The 24,943-nt window shown below is 52.5% G+C and carries 15 protein-coding genes; 6 read left to right on the top strand and 9 right to left on the bottom strand.

The window, feature by feature from the left end; translation table 11 throughout:
* Positions 1-33: 33 nt before the first annotated feature.
* The 9 genes from J2I46_RS13185 to J2I46_RS13145 all read right to left on the bottom strand — a co-directional run bounded on the left by J2I46_RS13185 (position 34) and on the right by J2I46_RS13145 (position 18,627).
* A complete protein-coding gene (locus J2I46_RS13185) occupies positions 34-1,803 on the bottom strand; it encodes a RagB/SusD family nutrient uptake outer membrane protein (protein ID WP_207329495.1) in 1,770 nt (589 codons plus the stop codon).
* Positions 1,804-1,821: 18 nt separating this feature from the next.
* The gene (locus J2I46_RS13180; protein WP_207329494.1) at positions 1,822-5,040 is read right to left on the bottom strand and encodes a SusC/RagA family TonB-linked outer membrane protein; all 3,219 of its coding nucleotides are present in this window, start codon (positions 5,038-5,040) and stop codon (positions 1,822-1,824) included.
* Positions 5,041-5,110: 70 nt separating this feature from the next.
* On the bottom strand, positions 5,111-6,550 hold the full coding sequence (locus J2I46_RS13175) for a fasciclin domain-containing protein (RefSeq protein WP_207329493.1): 1,440 nt from the start codon (positions 6,548-6,550) through the stop codon (positions 5,111-5,113).
* A gap of 33 nt (positions 6,551-6,583) precedes the next feature.
* Complete coding sequence (locus tag J2I46_RS13170; protein WP_207329492.1) at positions 6,584-8,239, bottom strand: fasciclin domain-containing protein; 1,656 nt, start codon at positions 8,237-8,239, stop codon at positions 6,584-6,586.
* A gap of 48 nt (positions 8,240-8,287) precedes the next feature.
* Positions 8,288-9,757 (bottom strand): RagB/SusD family nutrient uptake outer membrane protein, encoded by a 1,470-nt coding sequence (locus J2I46_RS13165; RefSeq protein ID WP_207329491.1) that lies wholly within the window; start codon positions 9,755-9,757, stop codon positions 8,288-8,290.
* Between the two features lie 192 nt (positions 9,758-9,949).
* Positions 9,950-13,219: a SusC/RagA family TonB-linked outer membrane protein gene (locus J2I46_RS13160; RefSeq protein WP_207329490.1), complete on the bottom strand. Its 3,270-nt coding sequence runs from the start codon at positions 13,217-13,219 to the stop codon at positions 9,950-9,952.
* 58 nt (positions 13,220-13,277) lie between these two features.
* Positions 13,278-15,482 (bottom strand): fasciclin domain-containing protein, encoded by a 2,205-nt coding sequence (locus J2I46_RS13155; protein WP_207329489.1) that lies wholly within the window; start codon positions 15,480-15,482, stop codon positions 13,278-13,280.
* 601 nt (positions 15,483-16,083) lie between these two features.
* A complete protein-coding gene (locus J2I46_RS13150; RefSeq protein WP_207329488.1) occupies positions 16,084-17,610 on the bottom strand; it encodes an MBOAT family O-acyltransferase in 1,527 nt (508 codons plus the stop codon).
* A gap of 21 nt (positions 17,611-17,631) precedes the next feature.
* Positions 17,632-18,627 (bottom strand): glycosyltransferase, encoded by a 996-nt coding sequence (locus J2I46_RS13145; RefSeq protein ID WP_229379739.1) that lies wholly within the window; start codon positions 18,625-18,627, stop codon positions 17,632-17,634.
* 170 nt (positions 18,628-18,797) lie between these two features.
* Here J2I46_RS13145 and J2I46_RS13140 point away from each other — a divergent pair, with 170 nt between their 5' ends.
* The 6 genes from J2I46_RS13140 to J2I46_RS13115 all read left to right on the top strand — a co-directional run bounded on the left by J2I46_RS13140 (position 18,798) and on the right by J2I46_RS13115 (position 24,773).
* Positions 18,798-20,750 carry a KUP/HAK/KT family potassium transporter gene (locus J2I46_RS13140; protein ID WP_207329487.1) on the top strand — a complete coding sequence of 651 codons (1,953 nt, stop codon included), beginning with the start codon at positions 18,798-18,800 and terminating at the stop codon, positions 20,748-20,750.
* Positions 20,751-20,850: 100 nt separating this feature from the next.
* A complete protein-coding gene (locus J2I46_RS13135; RefSeq protein WP_207329486.1) occupies positions 20,851-21,912 on the top strand; it encodes an NAD-dependent epimerase/dehydratase family protein in 1,062 nt (353 codons plus the stop codon).
* A 334-nt stretch (positions 21,913-22,246) separates the two neighbouring features.
* Complete coding sequence (locus tag J2I46_RS13130; RefSeq protein ID WP_207329485.1) at positions 22,247-22,876, top strand: helix-turn-helix domain-containing protein; 630 nt, start codon at positions 22,247-22,249, stop codon at positions 22,874-22,876.
* Positions 22,877-23,048: 172 nt separating this feature from the next.
* Positions 23,049-23,264: a hypothetical protein gene (locus J2I46_RS13125; RefSeq protein ID WP_207329484.1), complete on the top strand. Its 216-nt coding sequence runs from the start codon at positions 23,049-23,051 to the stop codon at positions 23,262-23,264.
* Between the two features lie 757 nt (positions 23,265-24,021).
* Positions 24,022-24,270, top strand: a complete 249-nt coding sequence (locus J2I46_RS32855) for a hypothetical protein (protein WP_229379738.1) — start codon at positions 24,022-24,024, stop codon at positions 24,268-24,270.
* A complete protein-coding gene (locus J2I46_RS13115) occupies positions 24,267-24,773 on the top strand; it encodes a peroxiredoxin family protein (protein WP_207329483.1) in 507 nt (168 codons plus the stop codon). The genes J2I46_RS32855 and J2I46_RS13115 overlap by 4 nt, the downstream gene beginning before the upstream one ends.
* Positions 24,774-24,943: the final 170 nt, after the last annotated feature.

The raw sequence follows: 24,943 nt of genomic DNA, 5'->3' as shown, positions 1-24,943 counted from the left end.
CGAAGGGCGCCAAGCCTTCAGACCAAAAAAATATTACTTCAACTTAAATGGCAGGAACCAGTTGTTCTTGTCCATCAGCTTTGTGCGGACAGCGTCGGCGTTGGGGTTGTTGGCTTTCTTCAGTTTCAGGTACACCTTGTCGGCCAGGAAAGCGGGTTCGTTGCGGCGCAGGGCCACGCGAACGAGGTCGGGCCAGCGCTGGCCCTCGTAGGCCAGTTCCAGTGCCGATTCTTCGATGAGCGAATTTTCAATGGATACCGTGCTGTCACCCACTACAGGTACGTTCAGCAGGCCAGCGCGGCCACGGATACCGTTGTTCCGGTACCAGGGGTCACGGAATAGGGGGACATCACCGTTTCGGGCGAAAAAGTCGTAAGGTGCCACGTCGAACGTCGATTGCTGGAGGGTCTCATCCCGGCCAACAGGGTCTGAATCGAACGTGGTGGAGATACCGTAGTTCAGCAGCGCATAGGCCAGTTTCCGGCGACCGTCGCGGTTGGCAGCTTCGGCAAAACGCAGATGCAGCGTGGCAGCCCGGTACAGAAACCAGGTCCCGTTTTTCTCCTGCAACGTAGCGCCGATGGGCAGCCCCGTCGTCGGATCAACGTAGTTGTAGAGATATTTCATGATCACCGGACTCCCGGCAACGGTTTTGTAGGTCAGTCGGCCACGGGCATCGAACGGAAAATTGTTACTCTGCTTCTGGCTGTTCCAGAGATCGATGGCCTGCTGGGCGGGCGCGACCTGATACCGGCCGTTGATGTTCGAAAACAGGTCGATGAAGGGGTTCTGGGGCTTGAAGTTCTTGTCGAACGGCATGAACCAGATCCACTCGTAATTAAACCAGTTTTCGGTGGGCCGACGGGCAAACATCGACCGCCAGCCCAGGGTGTTGGCATCAGCCAGTTTATTGATGCTGCTGACCCCATCGATGTAGCCAACGGCCAGATCGTTGTTGTTTGTACCGGCGTAGTGAATCTTGTAGGTGGCGTAAAAGGCTTCCGAGTTCGGGTCGACACCGGTCCGGGCGGCGGTTTCGAGCACGAGTTTATAGGTCTGCGCGGCTTTCAGGTACTGATTATCCCAGAGGTACAGATCGCCCAGCAGCACGTGCTTGTTAATGAAAAACTTGTTCAGCGGGTACCCGTCGACGGGTGCCGCCACAATCGACGTGGTTGAGGTGTAGGGCTCGCGATACACCGACGGAATAGCTTCCATCGTTTTGATCAGTTCCTTGATCAGCACGGTTAGCTCCATTCGGGGCACCGACGATACGTTGGCAATGTCTGTCACGTTCTCGTAGGTCTCCGTCACGTAGGGTACCGATCCGAAGTGAATGCCCAGTTGCAGATACACCCAGCTACGCAGCGCCGTGATATCAGCCGCGCGCTGATTGTATTCGTCAACCCGCATCTTGTTCTGCGCCAACATGAGCCTGAAGTTCTTCAGGATGTCGTTGCAGTTCAGGATGATTTCGTAATATGGCCTCGGGTCGGCGTAGGCATTGCCCACTGCCACGTCGTGATTGTTGAGCTGCCGGAGTTGGTCGTCGGCGTTGGCCGTTACGTCCATCAGGTCGGCGCGCAGTTCGTTCAGGACCACGTACTGCTGGGCCAGGTTCATGAATTTCCCGTAAAGCCCCAGCACCGCCGCATCGGCGTCGAACACGTTCCGATATACCTGCTCGCTGGTCAGGGCATCTTTCGTGTCTACTTCCAGCAATTTGGTACAGGCCGACGCCCCCACCAGGAGGCACGTAACCAGCCCGGCAATACCTATTTTTTTCTTGACTGACGATTTCATAAAAAGAGGCAAAAAGGATTAGAGGCCAAACTTGACACCGATCTGAACGGATCTCTGAATGGGCTCGAGTGTATTGTCAACCCCCTGAGCAAACGGGCTGTTGGTGGCACTAAACTCCGGGTCGTAGCCCAGGTATTTGGTGAATGTCAGCAGGTTGTTGGCACTGGCGTAGAACGTCAGGTACTTCAGCAGAGCCCGGTTGATGGGGAAATTGTAGGAAGCCGCCACCGTACGCAAGCGGATGTATGACCCATCTTCGATCCAGCGGCTGGAGAAACGGGCGTTGCCTAGCGGATCACCAAGCGTCGCTCTGGGTACGTCGGTCACCTGCCCGTCGCCACGCCAGCGGTTCAGGACCGCCTGCGACTGGTTGTTGGTGCCCGACACCGATTCGAGCACATTGCGGGTATAGTTGTACAGGCTGTTGCCCGACACAAACGTGATCAGCGCGTCGAGCGAGAAATTGCCGTAGCTGACGTGGTTGCTGATGCCACCAAAGAAATTGGGCGTTGGGTTGCCGATGATCTGCCGGTCACGGTCGTCGATGATCTTGTTGTTATCCAGATCAGCAAAGCGCACGTCGCCACCCCGGAAAGGCCGCAGCGAACCATCTTTCTGGCGAGTCTGTAACCCGGCGGCGGTAGCCTGTGCATCGGTCGAGAAGACCCCCTGGGCAACGTACCCATAGAATGCGTTCGGCGCCTGACCCACGCCCGTCAGGTACGTTGCCGCCCCGAATGAGTTGATCAGATTCCCGTCGGGCAGTTGGTCGATGACCGAAGCCGCCCGGCCAATGTTCACGCCCAGATCCCACTTGATCGCGGGCCGGTTCAGCATCCGCACGTTCAGGCTGGCCTCTAGTCCGCTGGTGGTCATGGCCCCGCCGTTGCGTAGCATCGTTGAAATACCCGCCACCGTTGGTGTAGTCTCCACGATCAGCATATCGGTGGTTTTGTTGCGGAACACGTCCAGGCTCAGGCTCACCCGGTCATTCAGGAACGACATATCCAGGCCCAGATTGGCCTTGGTCACGGTTTCCCATTTCAGCGCCGGGTTGGCAATGTTGCTCCGAATCAGACCCTGAATACCGAGTAGGTTCTGACCCACGTAATACTGACGAGCGCCGTAATTGCCGATATCGTCGTTACCAACCCGGCCATACGACGCCCGCAGTTTCAGCAGATCGAACGGCGAATTGCCCATGAATTTTTCCGACGAGATCTGCCAGGCCGCCGATACCGCCGGCATCAGCGCGTACCGAAGCCCGCCGATACCGACCGATTCGGTTGATACCTGCCTGCCAAAGCGCGACGAACCATCCATGGCCCCGCTGAACGAGATGAAGTATTTGTCGGCAAAGGCGTAGTTCAGGTTCAGGTACGTGTTCAGCCAGTTGTATTCGCCCAGACCACCGCCAAGGTTGTTCAGCAAGGCAACGCCATTACCCGCGCTGATCAGTTCGTCGGTAGCGGAGTTGTAGCCCAAAATCCGATCCTGCTCGGTTCTGCTGTTCAGGTAACGAACCCCAACGCGGGCCGAAAATTCGTGCCGGTAGCTGATCGTCTTGTTGTAAGCTGCGTACACTTCCGTATTGAAATTGAACAGCCGTTTTGTCTGCGAACCGAGCTGGTTCTGGGCAATGGCGTTACTCAGTGTATCGCTCAGGATACCCCGACGCGGCACAAACCGGTTCTCTTTGATTTTATCGAAAATCACCGATACGTTGGCACCCAGTTCCAGACCGGGCATAACGTTGTATTGCAGGCCCAGGCCACCCACAAACCGGTAGGCCCGGTTACTGGCCTGCATCAGGTTGTTGACCACCGTGGGGTTACCTACCCGGAATACATCTTCGTCGGCATAATCAGGAGAGGCAATGCCCGTCGATGAGATTTCGTAATCGCTCAGGAAAGGCGCTTTGACGAGCGAGAGGAAGATCGGGTTGGTTTTAGGCGCAAAACCCAGGTCTTTGATGTTGGCTTCGTTGTACGAAAAGCTCATGTTGGCAATGCCTTTCAGCCGGTTGCTCAGGTTCAGGTCGGCGTTGAACCGGGTGCTGTACTTGCTCACATTCGACTGCGCCAGCGCCGTATTGTTGGTCAGGTAATTCATCGACAGGGCGTATTTGGCGATGTTGTCGCCCCCGGTCACCTTCAGATACATGTTGTTCGACAGGCTGTTGTTGAAGAGCTTCTTCTGCCAGTCGGTGCTGTTGTGGTACTGATAATACGTACCTGAGTTCTGCGCGTCGTTGAAATAAGGTAAGGCCTGAAGCTGCTCCGTGGTGGCCCCGCCTGAACTCAGGACGTTAGCCAGGTACGTCCGGTAATCGGTAGCGTTCAGTACGGGAATTGACGTCGGAGCCAGGTTCATGCCGCCATTCATCGACAGGTCGATCCGGGTGCCGAGGTCTTTAGCCCGCGACGTGGTGATCACGATAACGCCGTTGGCGGCTTTAGTGCCGTATTGGGCGGTAACGGCGGCATCTTTCAGCACGGTGATGTTGCTGATATCCCGCACATCGATGTTTGCCAGCGGGTTCTCGGCGTAGTTATTGGCCAGTGAACTCCCGTAGCTGCCATTGTCGTAAAGCGTGTTGTCGACAATGATCAGCGGCTGGTTGGTAGCCATCAGCGACGTGTATCCCCGCAACAGTAGATTAGCCCGTGCATTGGCCGTTCCTGAGCCACGGATGCTATTCAGGCCGGCAATTTTTCCCTGCAGATACGAGTCCGGCGTTTCGTTGTTCCGCGTCCAGATGTCGGCCATATCGGCGGTGGCGGCGGCGTTGGTCAGGCGGTTGGCGGGCATGGCGTGGTTGGCCAGAATCAGCGGCGTGAACAGCGACGGACGGTCACCTTCGTTCAGGGCAATGTTCAGCGTTTTGCGGCCATCGACCGGAATTTCGCGCGTCTGGTAACCAGGGCCTTCTACCCCTACCGACACGTTATTGCCGGGAATAGCCAGCGTAAACCGTCCGTCGTCGCCGGTGATCGAGGTCGTCAGGTTTTTGTAGAATACCCGGGCGCCCGTCAGCGGTTTTTTGGTGGCGGCATCAATGACTATCCCCTTGATTTGGCCGGTCAGTTTGGGCGGGGCTTTAGCCGCAACGACGGTTACGTACTCGGCACCGTCCTGCCCATGGCTCACCAGCGAGAGCAGCATCAGCCCGCCTACGCCAAGCAAGCGTCGGCCTGCGCGGTGAACTGCCTGAATTGATTGTATAAAATGTTGCATCGACGGTTTGGTAAAATGAAGGGTATGTCAGCAGATGGGGGCTAACAAACAGGTCATAACGGGTTTTAGCTTAGGGAAGCACAGGTACCAGCCGGATGTAGTCCAGGGCCATGCTGTTGGTTCCGTTGGCGATCAGGTACATGTCCAGCGTGCCGAATGAGGTGGTCGTGTATTCGCCCAGCAGCACTTCGGTGTAGGTATCATTGGGCACGGCTATGTTGGCGAATGTTGTCGATGTGAGGCTACCCATCGCCAGTCGCTGACTAACCACGATTGGCAGGGTGTTGGTCCGGTAGTTCCGGGTCTGGTCGTTAAGGGCTACCCAGTACACTTTGTACTTCATATTGGGCACCTCAGGTACCCGGTAACGTACCCAGAAACCGGATACACCATGGGCAATGATCGATAAATCGCGGAAGGTCTGGCTCGTAACCGGATTGAGTTTTTCCCGGATGGCTATGGCCGTCGACGCCACATTCTGTAGCTGCGACGAATAGTTTTCACCCTGAACCACAATAGGTTGCAGACGACTTTGCACCGCCACGTTCGATTTGCTGAATACGTAAGCCACGCCGTTGCTTACAGGAACGGTACGCACCAGGGCTGTTTTGTCGAGCGGCACATCAACGCCGAACTTCGATTTCAGCACGGCGGGGAGCTTATCCACGGTGTACAGGCCTTCAACTGCCATATCTTTCAATACCTGGTAGCTCGCCAGGTTGTAGGTACTGTCAGCCGTGCTCGTTTTAAAGTAGGGCGACAGCTTGGTCACCTCCGCCGCAAAGGCATCATTCGTCAGCAGAATGTACGTGAACTGCTTCGACTCGTCGGCCAGGTTATACACCAGATCGGTAAACTTGTTTTTCTGCTCAATCCCCGTACCCGGCCGGTACACCGGCCGACCCGTGGTCGAGCTGATACTGTCGACAATGGCTTTGTCCGGATTCAGCACCAGATACGACAGCGACCCCAACACCTTGTTTTGTACGTACGTGTCTTTCGACGAGTTAATGAACCCCAGCAGGTTAGGCTGAACGGCTAACGCTTTATCGAGTATATGCAGCACTCCGTTGGCTACGTATTTGTTCGAAGCAGTGATCGCTGACTCGCCGAAACGGCCATTCGCAAATGGAATGTACTTGCCGTTCAGCGTCTGAATCCGGACCTCCTGCGTGCCGGCTGGCGCTGGGTACGTTTGCAGCGCCACGTGATTGCCAACAAACAGCCTCAGCGCCGTAGTATCGTTTAGCGAAGCCAGATCAACCGATTCGAGTGCTTTGTTGGTAGGTGCCCAAACCGTGTAGTTCTTCGATGAACTGATCAGTTTGTCATACCCACTTTTTACCAGCAGATCGCTGAATTTACTCAGTTCGGGCTGGGCACTGATTTCGCCGAACAACGTTCTGGTCAGCGCACTGTCAGTGAGCATTACCCGGTCGTCCCATTGCTTGCAGGCCGCGATACAGACGCCCAACAGGCCAATCAGCAGGAGTGAATACTGTTTTTTCATTACAGAAAGAAAAGATGAATGACGCCGGATAGGTTAGGGAACAAGCTGGCCATTCCGGTTGAAACGTGGTCTTGTCTGGGGCATATCGATCGGTATGAAATGCACCATGTCGAGATTGTTGTTGTTTTGCGTGCCCGAGATATTGGTGAGGCGGAACGTGTGCCGGTCTGTCGTTTTGATTTCGATGATGCCGAGCAGACGGCCGGGCAGGTTCCGATCCGTACCGGGGTCACTATAGAGTTTCCAGCCCAGGGCTTCCAGTTCCCCTTCCGATCCAGCCGGCGCGGTATCGGTAAAGGCCATCGGGCGCGGTAATACCTCGCCGTCGACGCTGCCCTGACAGATGTTGATCGAGCCACCGCTTTGTTTCTGGAACCGGTAGCAGACCCACACTTTGTAGCGGCCTTTCACCAGCATCGGCGTTTTCAGGTCGACCCACACGCTCCGGTTTGGTCCACCCAGCGGAATCATGAGGTAGTCGTTCTTATAGACCGAGAAGTTCGACGCCGTGGTGTAGATGTAAGACAGGTTAAAGTTCGACCGCTCCCAGTTGATGTCTTTGACCGAACCGTAGATGAAATCGTAGCTCTTCTTCCCAAAATAGGCGGGCAGCTTACGAATCTCCGGGAAGTCGGCTACGTCCCAATAAACCGGCGTTGGCTTGCGCACTTTCGACACGAAATGGCCCAGTGAATTATGAATCACGCCGTTGGTGGCCGCATTATCGCTCGTTGGTCGTTCCAGTTCAACGCCTTGTTCGTGAATACCGTTGAAATCATCATCGTTGATCAGCACAGTCTGTCCATCCAGTTTCGAGGTGACTACTTCCAGCGGTACTTTGGTTGTGTGCGACTGGGCCGTGATAATGTCGGCCAGGTATTTGGCACCGGGCATCAGGTGATAGGCCACGTAGAGGTTCAGGCTATCGGCCTTGTTGCGCGGATTACCGGTGTTTGAATACCGTTTTTTCAGGGCATCGAAGGTGGTGAAACCCGCTTTGCCGAGGGCCGTATTCGATTCGGCCAGTACGGTAGTCCAGCGTTTGTCGGGGTCGGGGTCAACCACGTTCAATGAGTCGTAGTAACCGGTTTGTTTCAGGGCTTCGGTGAAGATCGAATAGGCGGCATTTTTTTCAATCGTGGCCGCCAGTGTCAACGTGGCAGGTTTCAGCACGTTATCGATCACGTGCAAGATGCCGTTGCTAGTCGTGATATTCGTTTCCAGCACCAGCGCCTGCCGGTTCAGGCTATAGCTCGATGTGCCATTGGCAAACGACACGCCACCCAGCAGGTATTGGCCATACATGGTCACCAGCGGCAGCTTTCCGTCTTTAAACGACTTGGTCGTCAGCGTATCCCGGATGATGTGGATCTTGGCAATATTCTGCGCCTCTTCCTTCGTGAGGGTAGCCGCCGTTTTATTGATCGACGTCAGGTACGTCTTCACGCCTGTGTTGGTGGGCACAAACATGGTATAGGCCCCGTAAGCATCCAGAAACCCTTCGTAACCCGCCTTGTCAAGGATTGCCGTAAATTCGGAGAAACTATCGGGCCGGGTTTTCAGGTAACTGAACATGTTCACGTCGCTTGTCGTGGTCTGCACGAAGTCCTGCTCGCGGCACCCGATCAGGTACACCAGCGGCAGCAGGATGACGAGTGTGAGCAGAATGGAATTACTAAACTTTTTCATGACTTTCTTGATCGGAAGCGTTCGGTGCTGTTCAAAAAACCAGTTGACTTACTTGTAGAATGGATTCTGAATCAGCAGCTTATTCGTCTGCAACTCGTACTGGTAAATAGGCAGGTAATGGCTGTTGTAGTCTTTGTATTTGGCAATGGCCGATTGTTGCCGGTCGGGCGGAACACTCCGGGCCACCATATCGAGCAGGATATCCAGGCGTTTATAGCTGTTCCGTTTGGCGTGGCGCAGTACATCGTACCAGCGTTTGCCTTCAAAGGCCAGTTCGCGGGCACGTTCTTCCAGAATGTAGTCGGCTAACGCTTCGGTATCGGCGGGGTCGGGCGTTTTCAGAGTGCCGTCAAGCGCCTGCGCACGGTCACGGATGGCTTTCACGATGGTCAGCGCTTCGGGACCGCGCTTAAGCATAGCCAGCGCCTCGGCCTTCATCAGCAGCACATCGGCGTAGCGATAGACGATCCAGTGAGCGTATGATTCGTTGATAACCCGCAGCGTGGTACCGTTCAGGCTCACGTATTTCCAGATCGTACCATCTGATGCCCGCAGCGCCGATTCGTCACCGCGCAGGTCTTTTTTGGTATCGTCGAAGAAATCCTGGGTGTACACTTCGTCGATCACGTAGGAGCTGGCAATAAACCGGCGCGGGGCTACAAACATGCCGTAGAAGTTATTGATCCGCTGGCGATCGTACTGCAACTCAAAAATCCCTTCGTTTGAATTACCCTGCACAAACACCTGATTATGAAACGCATTTCCCTGAATCAGACCAAACTTGGCGCTGCTGGTGATCTTATTACAGGCGATCAGGGCCACATCGTATTTCTCCATCCACAGGGCCACATCGGCCTGTAGGGCATTCACTGTGTACCGGGTAATCCGGCCTTTATTCGACGCTACATCGCCATAAGCCAGCGGGGCGGCGGGTTCTGCCTCGGCCAGATCTTTCACGATCTGGGCCAATACCTCGGCCTGCGTACTTTTCGGGATGGGCGTTATCTGGTTGTCCGAAACGGTCGCGTTCAGTTTCAGCGGTACATCGCCGAACGTGCGGGCCAGGTAGAAATACAGCAACGCCCGCAGGGTCTTCGCTTCGGCCAGCGTACTGTTCAGCGATTCCTGAGTGAACGTCTTGTCGCTTTCCGTAACCGTTGGCGCAAACTCGATCACCGTGTTGCAGTAGTTGATGACCTGATAAATACTGCGCCAGTTGGTGATGCTATTGCTGGGCAGCAGGTTCACGTTGATGATGTCTGTTTGTTCGGGCAGGGTCACAAACGTGGAGGCGAGCATATCGGCCCGGAGTTCGCCCCACATGAAGAGCGTTTCGGGAATACCATTGAGCATACCGGCATAGCAGCCCATGAGGGCGGCCTGTACCTGCTCTTTGGTACGCCAGAACTCGTCTTTCGTAATACCATCCTGCGGCCGAAGGTCCAGGTACGTATTGCACGACGTGGGCAACATCAACAGCAGCAGGGCTGATACGCTATAGATTAATTTCTTTACCATTACTCAAAGTCGTTCAGTTCTTTATAAGATGGGGGGGGGATGACTGGGGGATTGGTTGATTAGTTGACTGGTTCGTTAGTTGATTGAAAGCACGAAGCCCTCAAAAGCATAAATTTCTACTAATCAGCCAATTAACTAATCAACTAACCAACCACTTATCCAATCAACCAGTCAACCGATTGCCCAATCCCCCTAAAACGAAGCGGTAAGCCCCAGGGTAACTGTTTTGGCCGGTGGTGTCATCGAATAGTCGACCGCGATGCGGAAGGGGTCGTTACCACGCAGACTCACCTCGGGGTTTTGCCCTTTATAATTGCTCCAGGTGTACAGGTTTTCGACGGTGAGGTAGCCGCTCAGCGCTTTCAGCCGTAGCTTATCGAGCACCTGTTTAGCGAAGGTGTAGCGCAGCGTTACCGTTCTGAAGCGCAGAAACGAGGCATCTTCCACGTACCTACTTGAGCCAAGCCAGTTGTAGCCAGCGCCGTATAAGGCTCTGGGTACGTTGGTCACGTCGCCCGGTTTCCGCCACCTCGACAGTACTTCCGTGCTCTGATTATCATACGAGTACATCGCCGTCGTCGACATACGGGTGCCGTTCACTATGTCATAATCTGACCGGAAGTTGAAGAAGGCCGTCAGTTTCAGCCGGTCGCGCCAGCCGATGCTGCCGCCAAAACCACCCGAAAAGGCCGGATTGCTGTTTCCGAGGTACACGATATCCTGGTAGTTGATGTTGCCATCGTGGTTGATGTCTTCATAGATGGCATCGCCCGGCTGGAAAATGTAATCGGTAGCGGGGTAGTTGAACCGCATTTTCACACCCTGTCCATCGGGGGTTATGATCGGCTCCCCGTTCCGGCCACGGGCCACCGTGGCGGCCTCATCTTTATACACGCCCTTGTAGCGGAAGCCGTAGAACGAGCCAAACGGGTTATTCTCCTGGATGTATGACTTGTACTGCCCGTTAGCCGTAATGTTCCCCGATTCGCGCGGATACAGATCCGAGATTTCCCGGATGACGTTGATGTTCCGGGCAATATTCATGTTCAGGTCGATCGTGATGTTCTTCGTCTTGTACGGCGTCAGGCCCAGATTCAATTCCCAGCCCTGGTTATCCAACGTACCCACGTTCATATCGACGTTGTTGAAACCGGTATACGACGGAATCTGGAGACCACGGAAAAACAGGTTATTCGTCCGGTTCTTATACAGTTCGGCGTCGAGCGTAATCCGGCGTTTGAACATAATCAGGTTAAGCCCGAAGTTCTGACCAATCAGCGTTTCCCATCGCAGATTCTGTAATTCCATGCTCGACGGCACAATGGCAGGCGAGCCCAGATACGACCACGGCAATGTGGTGTAGGTACCGAAGAAGGTGTAGTCGTAGCGGGGTGCATTACCCGTTTGCCCGTAACTCGCCCGCAGACCCAGAAAATCGAGGTACCTGGTAAATCCCTTCATCCACGGCTCATCTGAGATGGTCCATTTGCCGGAAATCGACGGGAACACGCCATACCGGTAAGCCGGGCCAAAACGTGAGTTGCCATCGCCGCGCACACCAACGTCGACGTTATACTTGCCTTTATATCCGTAATGAACGTTCCAGAGAAGGCCAACCGTACGGGTTTCAAATACCGACGACGCAATAGTCGATGCCGTTTGGCGACCCGCGTTCGATACATCCTGAAGTAAATCGGATGGTGTGTTCGGAATAGAGGCCTGCTGCGTAATACTCTTATTATCAGCCGTATTCAACACCCATAAGCTCGAAAACTGGTGATCGGCATTGGTAAACTGCGGCGTGTATATCAGCGACGATTTGGTGATAACGCCAAACACGTCGGCATCGCCATCATACGCCTGGTTTACCGATGTGCTCGTGTACCGCTGACCAGTGGCGATCTGCGGCAGAAACGACTGGCTCTTGGTATTGTTGATGTCGAATTGAACATCAACGGCCAGCATCCAGACGTTTGGTTTCAGATCATACTGCAACTGGAAGTGGGGAATGATCCGGTCGGTGGTGATCGTGTTCTTGGCGCTGTTGGCCATGGCAACCGGGTTGTAGGTAGCCGGATACTGCCCCTGAATGTTGTTGAGCGGCGAGAAATAGTTGGGGGTCAGCACACCGAACTCGTTGTACTCGTTCACGCTCATATTCGGCATCTTGGTGTAGGCGATACTCCGCAGCAGATCCTGCGTGGCAGATGAGTTCACGTAATTCCGGTCATTACTCGAATGGGTAAAGGCCAGATCGGTGCGAAAACGAATCCGGTTCGACACGTTGTAATCGAGATTAATCCGGGTGTTGATCCGGTCGAGACCCGTGCCGATCGTTGTTCCTTTCTGCGAGAAATAGCCCAGCGAGGCGTAGTAACGGGCTTTTTCGCCCCCACCGCTGATGGCCAGGTTGTGGTCGAGCGAATTACCGATCTGCGTAATCCGATCGATCCAGTTTGTGTTGTTGCTGTAGTTATTGAACCAGTACGGGTCGTTGGGGTCGTATTGAAATTCCTTGACCTGCTGGGTGTTCAGCGGCAAACCGCTCCGGTTCATGTATTCTTCGGGAATCAGCGATGAATACTGGTCGCCCGACAGCATCGGAATGGCGTTGGGCTGCTGCGAAACCGACCCTTTGAATGTGTAGGTGATCACCGGCTTCCCTACATTCCCCCGCTTGGTAGTAATGACTACAACCCCACTGGCTGCCCGCGACCCCCACAGCGCCGTTGCGGCTGCATCTTTCAGGATGCTGATCGTCTTGATATCCGATGGTGGAATGTTCAGCAGCTGCGCGTAACCCAGTTCGTCGGCGGCACCGAAGTTGAAATCCGACGGAATCTGCGTTTCATAGGGCATCCCGTCTACCACGATCAGCGGATCGACCGACGAGTTGATCGACGACGTACCCCGAATCCGGATTTGCATACCGGCACCTGGGTCACCCGAGTTGGCAGCAATATCGACCCCCGAAAGTCGGCCCTGCAACATCTGGTCGATCGACGTGCCCTGCATTTCTTCCAGCGCCTTGGCATCGATCTTCGCTACAGCCAGCGTTGAGTTGCGTTCCGATACCGAGAGCAACCCGTTGTCCGTCTGGGCGGCCCGAACAACAACTTCGTTCATCTCATTGGCCGACGATTCCAGGAAGGTGCTAACCACTTTCCTACCCTGAGCGGCCACCCGAACGGTTTTGTAGCCAATGCTGGAGAACGACAGGAAGTTGTTTTCCTTCGTCATCCGGATCACGAAGTTCCCGTCGATATCGGTGGTAACGCCTTTGATGATCCGGTTGTCTCTGTCCAGTTCGGCCACCGTTACACCAACCAGCCCGGTGCTGTCTTTCGCGTCGCGGACTTTACCGCGCACCGAGAAGCCCGTTGCTGCCGGGGTTTGCGCGGCAGCGTACAGGCTACTGAGCAACAAACCCACTATAAATACTACGTGTAGAACTGCTTTCATCCGATTTAAAGAAGTAGACTGTGCAAGAGTATGTGATTCGCTCCCGGAGGGTAGCGACTTACTGCGCCTTTAAGTAATTGTCGATCAGGTGAATAACCGTCCGGTTCGAGAGGTTATTGCTCCTGGGTACGTTCACGTTTGCTTTCCGACCGGTATTATCGATCAGTTGCATCGCACCCGGTGTGTTCAGCACGGTGACGAACACGGCATCGCCCAGGTTATTTTTCAGCAGCGTTTCGGCATTGCCCGATTCTTTGCCGTTAGGCACCACCGTTTTCTTGTTGAAAATGTGGTAGTAGATGAAGTTGGTCACCTTGTCTATGTCGGCGGGCAGTGTTGGCGCAAAGGTGGGCGTCTTCACGGCTCCTGTTCCCGTACCCGGCAGCAATCCGGCGTTTACCGCTGCCTGGATAGCGGCGTTATCGGGTACCAGCACCGTGTAGAACGTACCTGCGCTCGTGCCCACGATCTCGCCAGTGGTTGCGTTATACGCCGCCGAACTTTTCAGAAACTGCCAGAAGAGGTTGAAAGGCGAGGTTGTGGCCGTTCCCAGCGCTTCAATGTCTTTTCCGATGTTCTGCTCCGTGAAGTTCAGAATGCCATCGGTGTAGTAGACCTTACCGTTGACCGACTCTTTAGACCCAACGATTTTCAGCGGTTTAGCCACCGTTCCCGACGAATAAACCTGGTTTTTATCGTACTTGATAAACTCCCCGTTGAAGGCATCAATGATGCCCGAACCGGCGAGATTATTCAGTTCATCGGCGGGCGTAGGTATCACGCTGGTGGCCACGATACGCAGCAATCGGTTCCGGTTAGCTTCACCTACCGTCCGGGTGGTAGTTCCTGGTGCAGTGTAGTACCATTCGTTTTTCGATCCGTCGTAATCATAGCCTGCTGCCCGAAGTGCGTCGTCGCTCAGCATGAACACCGTGTACTTGAGTCTGGGGTTGAGCAACACCGGCCGCAGATCGGCGTTGAGCAACCGGGTCATGATCGAATATTTCGGATCGAGGTAAGCGCGGGCAAAAACGGTCGAGAATACGTTGGCCGCCTGCACTTTGTTGGTGCCGTAGAACATGCCGTTGCTTAACACCTTCTTGTCGACCACGTTGGCCGCCGGGTCGAACCGGGCTTCTTCTGAAAACGAATTGAACGTCTCTTTGAACTTGCTGGGCCACACCGCCGACGACCACATATGGGCGTTCAGCAAATCGGCGATGATCTGCGGCGGGAGTACATCAAGCGAGGCGTAATTTTCTAGAATGACGTTCTTGATATAGGGTTGCAGCACATCATTGGTGGGCACGAATAGGCTCCAGCAATCCTGTTGGGCATCATTGTCGCTGAACTTGAAGTAGTTCTCGTTGTTGGGGGCAAACGAAAGCAGATTCGAATACGTCTTCACAAACACCTGATCGCTCTTACCGGTCAGAATCTGGTAGCGTGTGGTAGCATCGGCATTCGGCACGAAGCTCACCATATACTTCTCGTACAGCTTCCTGAATTCGCTGTATTCCGGCTTGGTACGCAGGTACTGATCGAGCGACGGCTGAGCGGTGAATACGTTATCGACTTCATGGATCATGCCGTTCTCCGAGAAAATATCTTTCTCCAGTACCTTGGCGTTCAATACGTTGAAGCCCGAATAGGTCGCATCCGGGAAGAAGTAATTGTAGTCGTAGGCCGACAAGCCGCGCTGCCCGAAGTAATCGTCGGTGAAGTAGGTGATGTGCTTGTTATTATTGTCGGCGCTGACGTAGGCATTGCCATTCCGGTTGGCCGCAACGGCCTTAACCGCCGAGCCGGTCGGCGTTTCATCGGTGTAGAATCCGGTGTATTGAGCAGTTCTGCGGCGGAATGCTTTCGACGGCACCCAGCCTGTTCCTGCCTGGTAATCGTCGAGCCGGTCTTTGGCAAATGCGTTATAGACCAGCATGTATTGCACGATCTCCCGCGCCTTGGCCGAGTCGATCTGGCTGATGCTCAGATTATTCTTCTGGTAATACGACTTGAATGCATCGTCGTTCGGCGCAAACAGCGTCCAGTATCCTGCGCTGCTCAGCGTTTTCTGGTAGCCGCTTTTGTCGATGAGGGCCAGCAAGTTGGTAAACTTGCCTTTGCTTTGCAGTTGCTGGTAGATGGGTGGTGCCAACCCCTCAGGCCGGGCATAGACATCGTCGAATTGCTTTTTTGAACAACTGCTTATAGCGGCTACCCCCAGAATTACCAGAAAAAAGTAACGTATAGGTTTGTGCATCATAGTCTACTGTCGAACTGTTGGGAAACCTTGCTTATCAGATGATATTCTGATACTCTGTCAGACCTGATGGGTAGCCGTTTTAGACGGCTAAATCGATCTGGCGAGTCTGCAATTAATACTGGTTTTAATCCCAAATTAAATCGACGGCAATAGCGTAGCCCACCTGCTCTCTCCTGCTATTTCTACTTTTTATATGAAAAATAGTATTCTATTAATCGTATCCTGTGGCCTTTGCACTGTATTTTGATTACATACAGGTGTTTTATCCCGCTTTACGAACAAAAAAGATTGCCATTGTTCGATATATATAGTCCACAGAATAAATTGATAACTTAATTTATCTGCGAAGCTGTCTTAAACGTTCAAAGTTTACTGCTCTCATGGTATTTGGTCGTCCCATCAGGGACACAATATCAGTAGATAAGGCATCGGCCAGTAAAAAACGTCCCGTCAGGGACACGACATCGGTTTTAGCTTGCTTCAGGACCGATGCTGTGTCCCTGACGGGACCTAAACTGTCTACTTCACCTCATCATTTTCTACCAATGTGGCAACTATTTCCGGTATCCCATTGAACTTGCACAATCCGTGTTACATAGTGCTAAAACTGGAAGTAGATAAACTGGTTTGAGGTGAAGACCCCGAACAGGTACGTCAGGAAAGTAATGAGCCCCAGAAGCAGGAAGAAGCGCGGCGTGCTGCGCGTGGGAATGGTCAGGTACGTTGCCTCTTTGACCAGCAGCAGACAGATCAGTATCAGGCTGAACCACATTTCGGTGGTGTTCATTGGGGTCTGAATGGGCTCAAAAATGGATAACGTACCTATCTTTTTCAGAATCAGAAAGGCCGACCTAACGCTGGTGGCGCGGAAGAAAATCCAGGTCAGCATGACTAGCGTAAACGTGATCAGCACATTGCCAACATGCCAGAGTCGACCGCCAGCGAAGCCAGCCCGTTGTACTGTTACACTACCCGATGGACTATGTTTCCCTTTACCCAAGTACTTATCACGCTGGCCGGCCGCAACCTGGTACATACCATGCAAACCACCCCAAATTATATATGTCCAGTTGGGGCCGTGCCAGAGGCCGGAGGCCAGAAAGACAATCATCTGATTCAGGTTTCGCCGGAATTCGCCTTTCCGGTTACCACCCAACGGAATATAGAGGTAATCGCGAAACCAGGTAGAGAGGGAAAGGTGCCATCGGCGCCAGAATTCGGTGATGGAGTTGGCCATATACGGCGCCTTGAAGTTCTCCATCAGGTTAAAACCCATTACCCTCGCCGTGCCAATAGCAATATCGGAATAGCCCGAGAAGTCACAGTAAATCAGAAAGGTATAAAAGAAAGCCGCCGTTAGCAGGCTCAAACCATTGTGGTTAGCCGGGTCAGCAAAGGCCGGGTCGACCATTATAGCCAACCGGTCGGCAATCACGCATTTCTTAAAGAAGCCGAAGGCCATGCGCATCAGCCCTGCTTTTATATTCTCGAAATTATAGGCAAAATGCTCGTGAAACTGGTGCAACACGTTCTGTGGCCGCTCAATTGGGCCAGCCACCAGTTGCGGGTAGAACATCACGTAGAGGGCATAAATACCAAAATGCCGCTCGGCCTTCTGGTTGCCACGATACACTTCGATCGTGTAACTCATGGCCTGAAACGTATGAAATGACAAACCGACAGGCAGAATCGCCAGACTGTCTTTATACGACGAAATACCACTTTGCCCAAACACCTCAACCACTTTCACAAACACGCGATTGGCCAGGTACGTTACCCTCTGCGCCGCCGCCGGCATATGCAGGTGATCGAACAGCCAGGCAATATTTTCCGTGAAAAAACCGAGGTACTTGAAGAACGCCAGAATGCCGACGTTCGAGATCAACGAGATGATCAACAGCCATTTACGTCTGAGCCCTACCGGTGTTTTTTCCAGCCAGATTCCTGCGATATAATCGATCACGATGGTCAGGAACAGGATAAAAATGTAGGTTGGCTGAAAGACCGCGTAGAAATAGCAGGACGCAATCAGCAGCAACGACCACCGCCCGTTTCCTTTCGGCAGGCTGTAGTAGGTTAGCGTTACGGCTGTGAAGAATAAGAGGAACTGAAGCGAATTGAAGAGCATGGGCGGTGGGCAGTGAACCGGTCAGTGAACCGTCGCAGGGGTATCGACAGTATAGATTGCATCTACCCGTTCGATGAAATCCTGGTATTGCTTGGCGGGCAAAAAATGCTGTTGTGTGCGGTAGCTTAACACGATAAAAATCAGCAGCAGCGAAATAAGGAATGCCTGAAGAATGACGATAAAAAACGAAAAGACCAGGTAGCTGGCCCAGCTCGGTACTACCAATTGGGTAAAGAACCGCAGGTAAGACACTACCGCTATACCAACAAACGAAGCCCCGGCCGTCAACACACAGAACAAAGCGATGCGTACGGCGGTCGTATCCATCAACACCGATACGGCACTCAGTCCATGCAGCACCAGCGACACAAAATTCATTTTCGATTGTCCCGCCAGCCGACTACCCCGCTCGATGGGAATGGCCGTGTAGGGCAGCCGCGACCGGATAACACCGCCGGGGTAGTTATTCCAGATTTCAGAAACATGCGCCAGCTTTTTCAGCAGTTGCGGCGGAATCAGGCTGAAGTTGCCAAACGTGATCACCTTGCCCGTCAACAGCCGGAATATATTTTTGTAAATCTCGTAAAAGAGTCTGAACAACAGCCCTTCATGGCGTTTCGACCGGTGGGCAAACACGATTTTACCAGGTTGCTGCGCCGACGTTTCCAGCAGTCGGGCAATATCGGTGGGCAGGTCGTCGCCGTCACCATCCATCACTACAGTAGGGTACTGTTCAGGTTGATCGGCGAGGTAAGCCAGACCCAGCGCAATGGCTTTCTGGTGACCAACGTTGCGATATAAACGCAGAATAGACAACGACTGCCCCACCTGGTCGGGCTGCTGGGGCAGGTCGGTAGCCGAGCAATCGTCAACGATCAAAAACGCAAAACGCTCGTATAGTGCGGGCGCAACGGTTTGACGAATTTTTTGAAGCAGCAACAGCAACGCCTCCCAGTCATTGAAAAGCGGAATGACAATATTAATACGCAATGGCGCGACTGGCAGGGCAGAACTCAAGGTGGTTGGGGCTAATATCGCCGTAAAAATAGGCGTTTCCGTGACTTGTCGCCCTGCAATTTAGCCTGGTGCATGTTTCAACGGGCCAGAGAGAACATTCTGTGTATTGGCCTGTTATCTTTGCGCGCGCTTCAGCCGCTGGCAGCTACTGCCGGTGACTACCTGCTTCTATGGAAGATAAAAAACACTTAGATACCGTTACCGCTGCCGGTTTATTGGTGGCTTTCGGTATCATTTACGGCGACATAGGTACGTCGCCGCTCTACACGCTCCGCGCTATCGTTGGCCCAACCAGTGTCATCAATGCCGATGTTGTCCGGGGAGCTCTCTCCTGCATCTTCTGGACATTAACCCTCCAGACCACCGTCAAGTACGTCATTCTGATTCTTCGGGCCGATAACCGGGGTGAAGGCGGAATTTTTGCGTTGTATGCCCTGGTTCGTCGTCATGCCCGCTGGCTCACCCTGCCTGCGATCATTGGCGGATCAGCTCTGCTGGCCGATGGTATCATTACACCACCGATCTCGGTCACTTCAGCAGTAGAAGGAATCCGGCAATTGTACCCGGTGATTACTGAAACGGAGATTGTTACTATCGTGGTTGGCATTCTGACAGTTCTGTTTCTGATTCAGGCGTTCGGCACCAGCGTAGTAGGAACGGCTTTCGGCCCGGTTATGCTGGTCTGGTTCGGGATGTTAGGCGTTCTGGGTATTATGAGCATTGCCCATGACCCAACCATTTTTGCGGCTCTCAACCCCTACTATGCATACGAGTTACTGGTCGAATATCCGGGTGGTTTCTGGCTTCTGGGATCCGTGTTCCTCTGTACTACCGGAGCTGAGGCACTGTACTCAGATATGGGCCACTGCGGCCGGAAAAACATCCGGGTAAGCTGGGTATTTGTTAAAACCTGCCTGCTGCTCAACTATTTCGGGCAGGGCGTCTGGCTGCTTCACCACGCCGGCGAAAACCTCAACGACCGGATTCCGTTCTATCAGCTCATGCCCGCCGGTTTCCTGACGATCGGTATTATCATTGCCACGGCAGCTACTGTCATTGCCTCGCAGGCGCTGATCAGTGGCTCGTTTACGCTCATTAGTGAGGCCATTCGGCTCAACTTCTGGCCTAAAGTGCGGCTGCGCTACCCGTCGGCTCAGAAAGGTCAACTCTACGTACCCAGCATTAACTTGCTGCTCTGGATGGGCTGCGTGGGCATCGTGCTCTACTTCCGTGAGTCGAGCAACATGGAAGCGGCCTATGGGCTGGCCATTACGCTGACCATGCTGATGACCACCATGCTGATGGCCTACTACCTCTACAGTAAGAAATACCAGGCCTGGGGAGTGGTGTTGTTCCTGACGGTTTATCTGGCCATCGAGGGTTCGTTCCTGGTGGCTAACCTCATCAAGTTCCCGCATGGTGGGTACGTATCCCTGATGATCGGCGCTACCATTGCGGGCGTGATGTACATCTGGTTACAGGCGTTCCAGATCAAGCTGCGGTTGACCGAATATGTCCGTATCGACCATTACCTGCAGTCGCTGAAAGAGCTTAGCCGCGATATCAGTATTCCGAAATACGCCACACATCTGGTATTTATGAGCAACGCCGCCCGGCAGTCGGAGATCGAGTCGAAAGTGATTTATTCGATCTTTCAGAAACGGCCTAAACGCGCTGACATCTACTGGTTTGTACACGTCGACACCACCGATGATCCGTACACAATGGAATACAAGGTGAACACCATTGCGCCCGACGATGCCTATAAAATCACGTTCAAACTCGGTTTCCGGGTCGAGCAGCGCATTAACCTGTTTCTGCGGAAGGTGATCGAAGACATGGTACGGCATAAAGAAGTGGATATCACGAGCCGTTACGAATCACTGAACCGGCAAAACGTGATCGGCGACTTCCGGTTTGTCGTGCTCGAAAAATTCCTGTCGTACGAAAACGACCTATCGACCTTCGAGCGCATCATCATGAACGCTTACTTCTCGATTAAAGCCTTTACTACACCCGAAGACCGCTGGTTCGGCCTCGACAGTAGTTCGGTGAAAGTTGAGAAAGTGCCGCTCGTTATCCGTCCAATCGAAAACATTTCTCTCAAACGTATTCCATCTTAAGTTTACTGTTTTCAATTTGCTGTTTTCTGTTGCTTCGCTCTTTAGCAGGGGCAATCGACGAGCAGCGCAACTGAAAACAGTAAACTGAAAACTGTAGACTATGAAGTTGTTAATTACCGGCGGGGCCGGGTTCGTTGGGTCAGCACTGGCCATTGCCCTCAAAAAAAACTACCCCGACTACACCATCTATTGCCTCGACAACCTGAAACGTCGGGGATCGGAGCTGAACATTTCGCGCCTGAAACAGGCAGGTGTTGAGTTCGTTCACGGCGATATTCGGAGCAAGGAAGATTTCGACGCACTGCCAGCCGTTGATACGGTTATTGAAGCTTCGGCCGAGCCATCGGTACTAGCCGGTCTGGATGGTACGCCCGATTACCTGATCAACACCAACCTGTTCGGAACGGTCAACTGCCTCAACTACGCGCTGAAGCACAAAGCCGCGTTTATCTTCCTCTCAACCAGCCGGATTTACCCGATCAAGGCGCTGGAAACGCTGAACTTCAAGGAAGGCGAAACCCGCTTTGAACTCACCGACGATCAACCCATTCCGGGCGTGTCGAGCAAAGGCATTGCCGAGAATTTCCCGCTGGACGGCGCACGGTCGCTGTATGGAACCACCAAACTGGCGTCGGAACTGCTGATTCAGGAATACAACGAGTTCTATGGCCTGAAAACCGTCATCAACCGGTGTGGCGTCATTACCGGTCCGTGGCAGATGGGCAAGATCGATCAGGGCGTGATGGTGCTGTGGATTGCCAAGCACTATTTCGAGCAGCAACTCGCCTACATTGGCTACGGCGGAACGGGCAAACAAACCCGCGACATGCTGCACGTAGACGACCTCTACCGTCTCATCGACTTCCAGCTCCACAACCTCGACGTGATAAACGGAGAGATTCTGAACGCGGGCGGTGGTAACGAAAGCAGCGCCTCATTGCAGGAGCTGACCAAGATCTGTCAGGAAGTGACTGGCAAGACCATCCCGATCCGTGAAGTAGCCGAAAACCGCGCCGCCGACATTCGCCTCTACATCACCGACAATACGAAGGTAACGGCCCTCACCGGCTGGAAACCCGAAAAAGGCATGCGCGAAATCGTCTCCGACATCCACGACTGGCTCGACGCCAACCGCGAAGCCCTGGAGCCGATCCTGAAGTAATGTATGTCATGTAGAGACGCAAGATGTTGCGTCTCCTCTGGCGTCAGCAATACGCGAAATACAACCAACCCAACCAACAAAAACGGGTGCTGTACCTGAACCATGTGTTCGGCTACAGCACCCGTTTTTTAATATATGATAACGTACCTGAAAGCCGCATAGGCACGCGTTTACGAATTAGCGTACCAATCATATCATAACTATTTACAAATCAGCTATTTATCTCCACATCTAAAATAAATACATAACATTATAAAAGTCTAAATCAAAAATATAGTTACTTGCCATAACTAACGTAATGGTTAGCATTGCACCGCTTTGAACTATATCCGCAATGTCGCTTGCTGCTTTGTGCCCCCGTAAATCCATTGCCTTGCTGATTATGGCTGCTTCAGATGAAGTAGGCATACAGTGGCGAAACCCGCAGTCAGAAGCGCACCGCTTCATTGACGGTTTGGCGACGGCACAGCCCCGCTTCGCACTCATTACCCAGGATTATCTCCGCGACCCTACCCTATTTACGCACATACGGGCAGCTAGCCCGCAGACACAGATTGTAATTTGCCTAACATCAGATGAGCTTACACCACAAGCCCTTTGGGCATTGATCGACGAGCTGGAGTTTGATGTAATCTGCACCCTACCCGAGCTAACCGCATGCCTGCAAACGCTCATTAGTGGCCGCTTCTATAAGTCGTCGTTGCTTCAGGTTACTGCTATCGACAAAGCAGCCGTTACGTTTCCCGGCTTTGCAGCATTGACCCAAGCCGAGCGGCGGGTGTTACGGGGTATTTGTGAGCAAAAAACAGGCCCGCAGATTGCGAAGGCACTTTTTATCAGCGAAAAAACCGTCAATAATCACCGTTACAGCATGGCCCAAAAGCTACAGGTAACCGGTGGCCCCGGTAGCCTGACCCGCTATGTCATCAACCACCGAGATCAACTCCTTTCGTTGCTCGCCTAGGTAAGATATAGGTAAGTCATAGGTAAACTCACCCAGATAAAAATGAGGAAGAATCTGGGTAAACTTCCTCATGTATAGAGCCAATTCACGCGCCACCTTTGTCATGTTCAAACGAACAAAGGCGGACACCGAAAAGCCGGAAAAGAGTAGGTGATTAATAGCAATATTAAATATGAAGACTCTCAATGATCCTTCTTTACAAGAAATCCAAGGTGGTGTTAATGAAGCGTCTTGCTTCACTGCAGCGCTAGGAGTAATTGGTATAGTTGCTGGAGTGGCTTTAACTCCTGTTACTGGCGGAACCTCAGCTATGGTAGCGTGGACCCTAGTTGGTGGGATAGCTGGTGGAATAGGTACAGGATTTTCTATCGGAGACTGTGTTTCTTAAAAATTTGAAACGTTGAATAGCCAGCAGCAATGCTGGCTATTCAACAAAAAATTAACCTCATGAATCGCACTACACTTATCTGGGTTTGTCTAGCTTCTATTCTTGTTGGCTATGCACTATATCAGTTACTGAATCCGAAAACAGCCATGTCAGAAATAGGCATCACGTACATAACTTATCCGTTGTTACTTGTTAGCTTCTTTTCATTTTACATGGCATTTAGATCTCGAAAAGAAAAAAAAGGCTAAAATTCAAATATTCTAGACTAGTTATAGAATATCCCTTTTACGCATTAACCTTTACACTTTCTAAACTAAAATTTAGCAAAATGAATAATAGAAAATTTGATCACTTTAAATATTTGATTAGAAGAGATAAGTATAAAATAGGATATCTACTATTAATAAATATGTTTCTATCATTGTCAATGTCCTTTGCTGGACAGAAAATATTATTTTCCGATGAATTATTTTTTAACGATTTATCTGAAAAAATTTCTTATGATCAAATTCAAGAAATCATACAATTAACACATAATTGGTCTTGGATAAGCTATTTAATATTGCCAATTTTCAGTTTACTAAAATTTACTATTATTACCTCATGTATCAGCTTAGGGTTTTATTTTGCTTTTGATAAATGGCATTTCAAGCCCTTTTTCAAAGTAGCTATCCTAGCAGAGTTTGTACTACTCGTTCCCGGCCTCATCAAATTGCTCTGGTTCCTTTTCATACAAACCGACTATACCCTCAACGACTTGCAACTATTCTACCCGCTGAGTCTCCTCAATCTGTTTGAGCCAGGTACGGTGGAGCCGTACTTGCTTTACCCGTTGCAGGTGCTCAACCTGTTTGAAGTGGCTTACTGGTTTGCGCTTGCCTACGGGGTGGCGCGGGTCATGAATGCCTCGCTGGAACGGGGCTTTGGGCTGGTGATGGCCTCCTACGGGTCGGGGTTGGTGTTGTGGGTGGTGCTGGTCATGTTCTTAACCGTTAGCCTGTCATGAGAACGTACCTGAAATGGGCAATTCTGATGGCTTTCCTATGTACGTTAGCCTACTTGGTTTGGGGTTTCACCACCAAACTGGAGCGAAAGAAAGCCATAGCCAAACGTACCCAAACGTTGCCCTCCTGCACGGTGCAGGGCATCAGTGGTGATACGTTTACGCTTACCTCGGCGGGAAAACCAACGGTGCTGATCTACTTCGAGCCCGATTGTGAGCATTGTCAGCGCGAGGCGCGGGAGCTACGCAACGAGTACGCCGCATTGGCCGAAGCCAATCTTGTGCTGTTATCGGCAGCACCGGTTCCGGCGCTGAAAACATTTGTCCAAACCTATCAGCTTGCCAGCGTACCGGGCCTTCGCATGGCGCATATAGACCGGCAGGTAGCGCACGATACGTTCGGTTTCGTTTCTGTGCCCGATGTCTTGATTTACCATGCCGACGGTACGTTGTCGCACCGATTCAAAGGCGAAACCAGCATCACCGCCATTGCCAAACGTTTGTAGGAAGGGCATTCTACGCTAACTTTTAGTGTATTGCTTTCGCGCTGTAGGCCCTTCGACAGGCTCAGGGTGACAATCTTACTCAAGGTCGTCATGTACATCCTGATGTGTCTTGTCACCCTGAGCCGGGGGCGCCGAGCCTGTCGAAGGGCCTACAGCGTGAAGCCTATAAC

Origin of the sequence: Fibrella forsythiae (assembly GCF_017353175.1) — a bacterium.
GTDB lineage: Bacteria > Bacteroidota > Bacteroidia > Cytophagales > Spirosomataceae > Fibrella > Fibrella forsythiae.
This window is presented reverse-complemented; position numbering and strand designations above follow the sequence as displayed.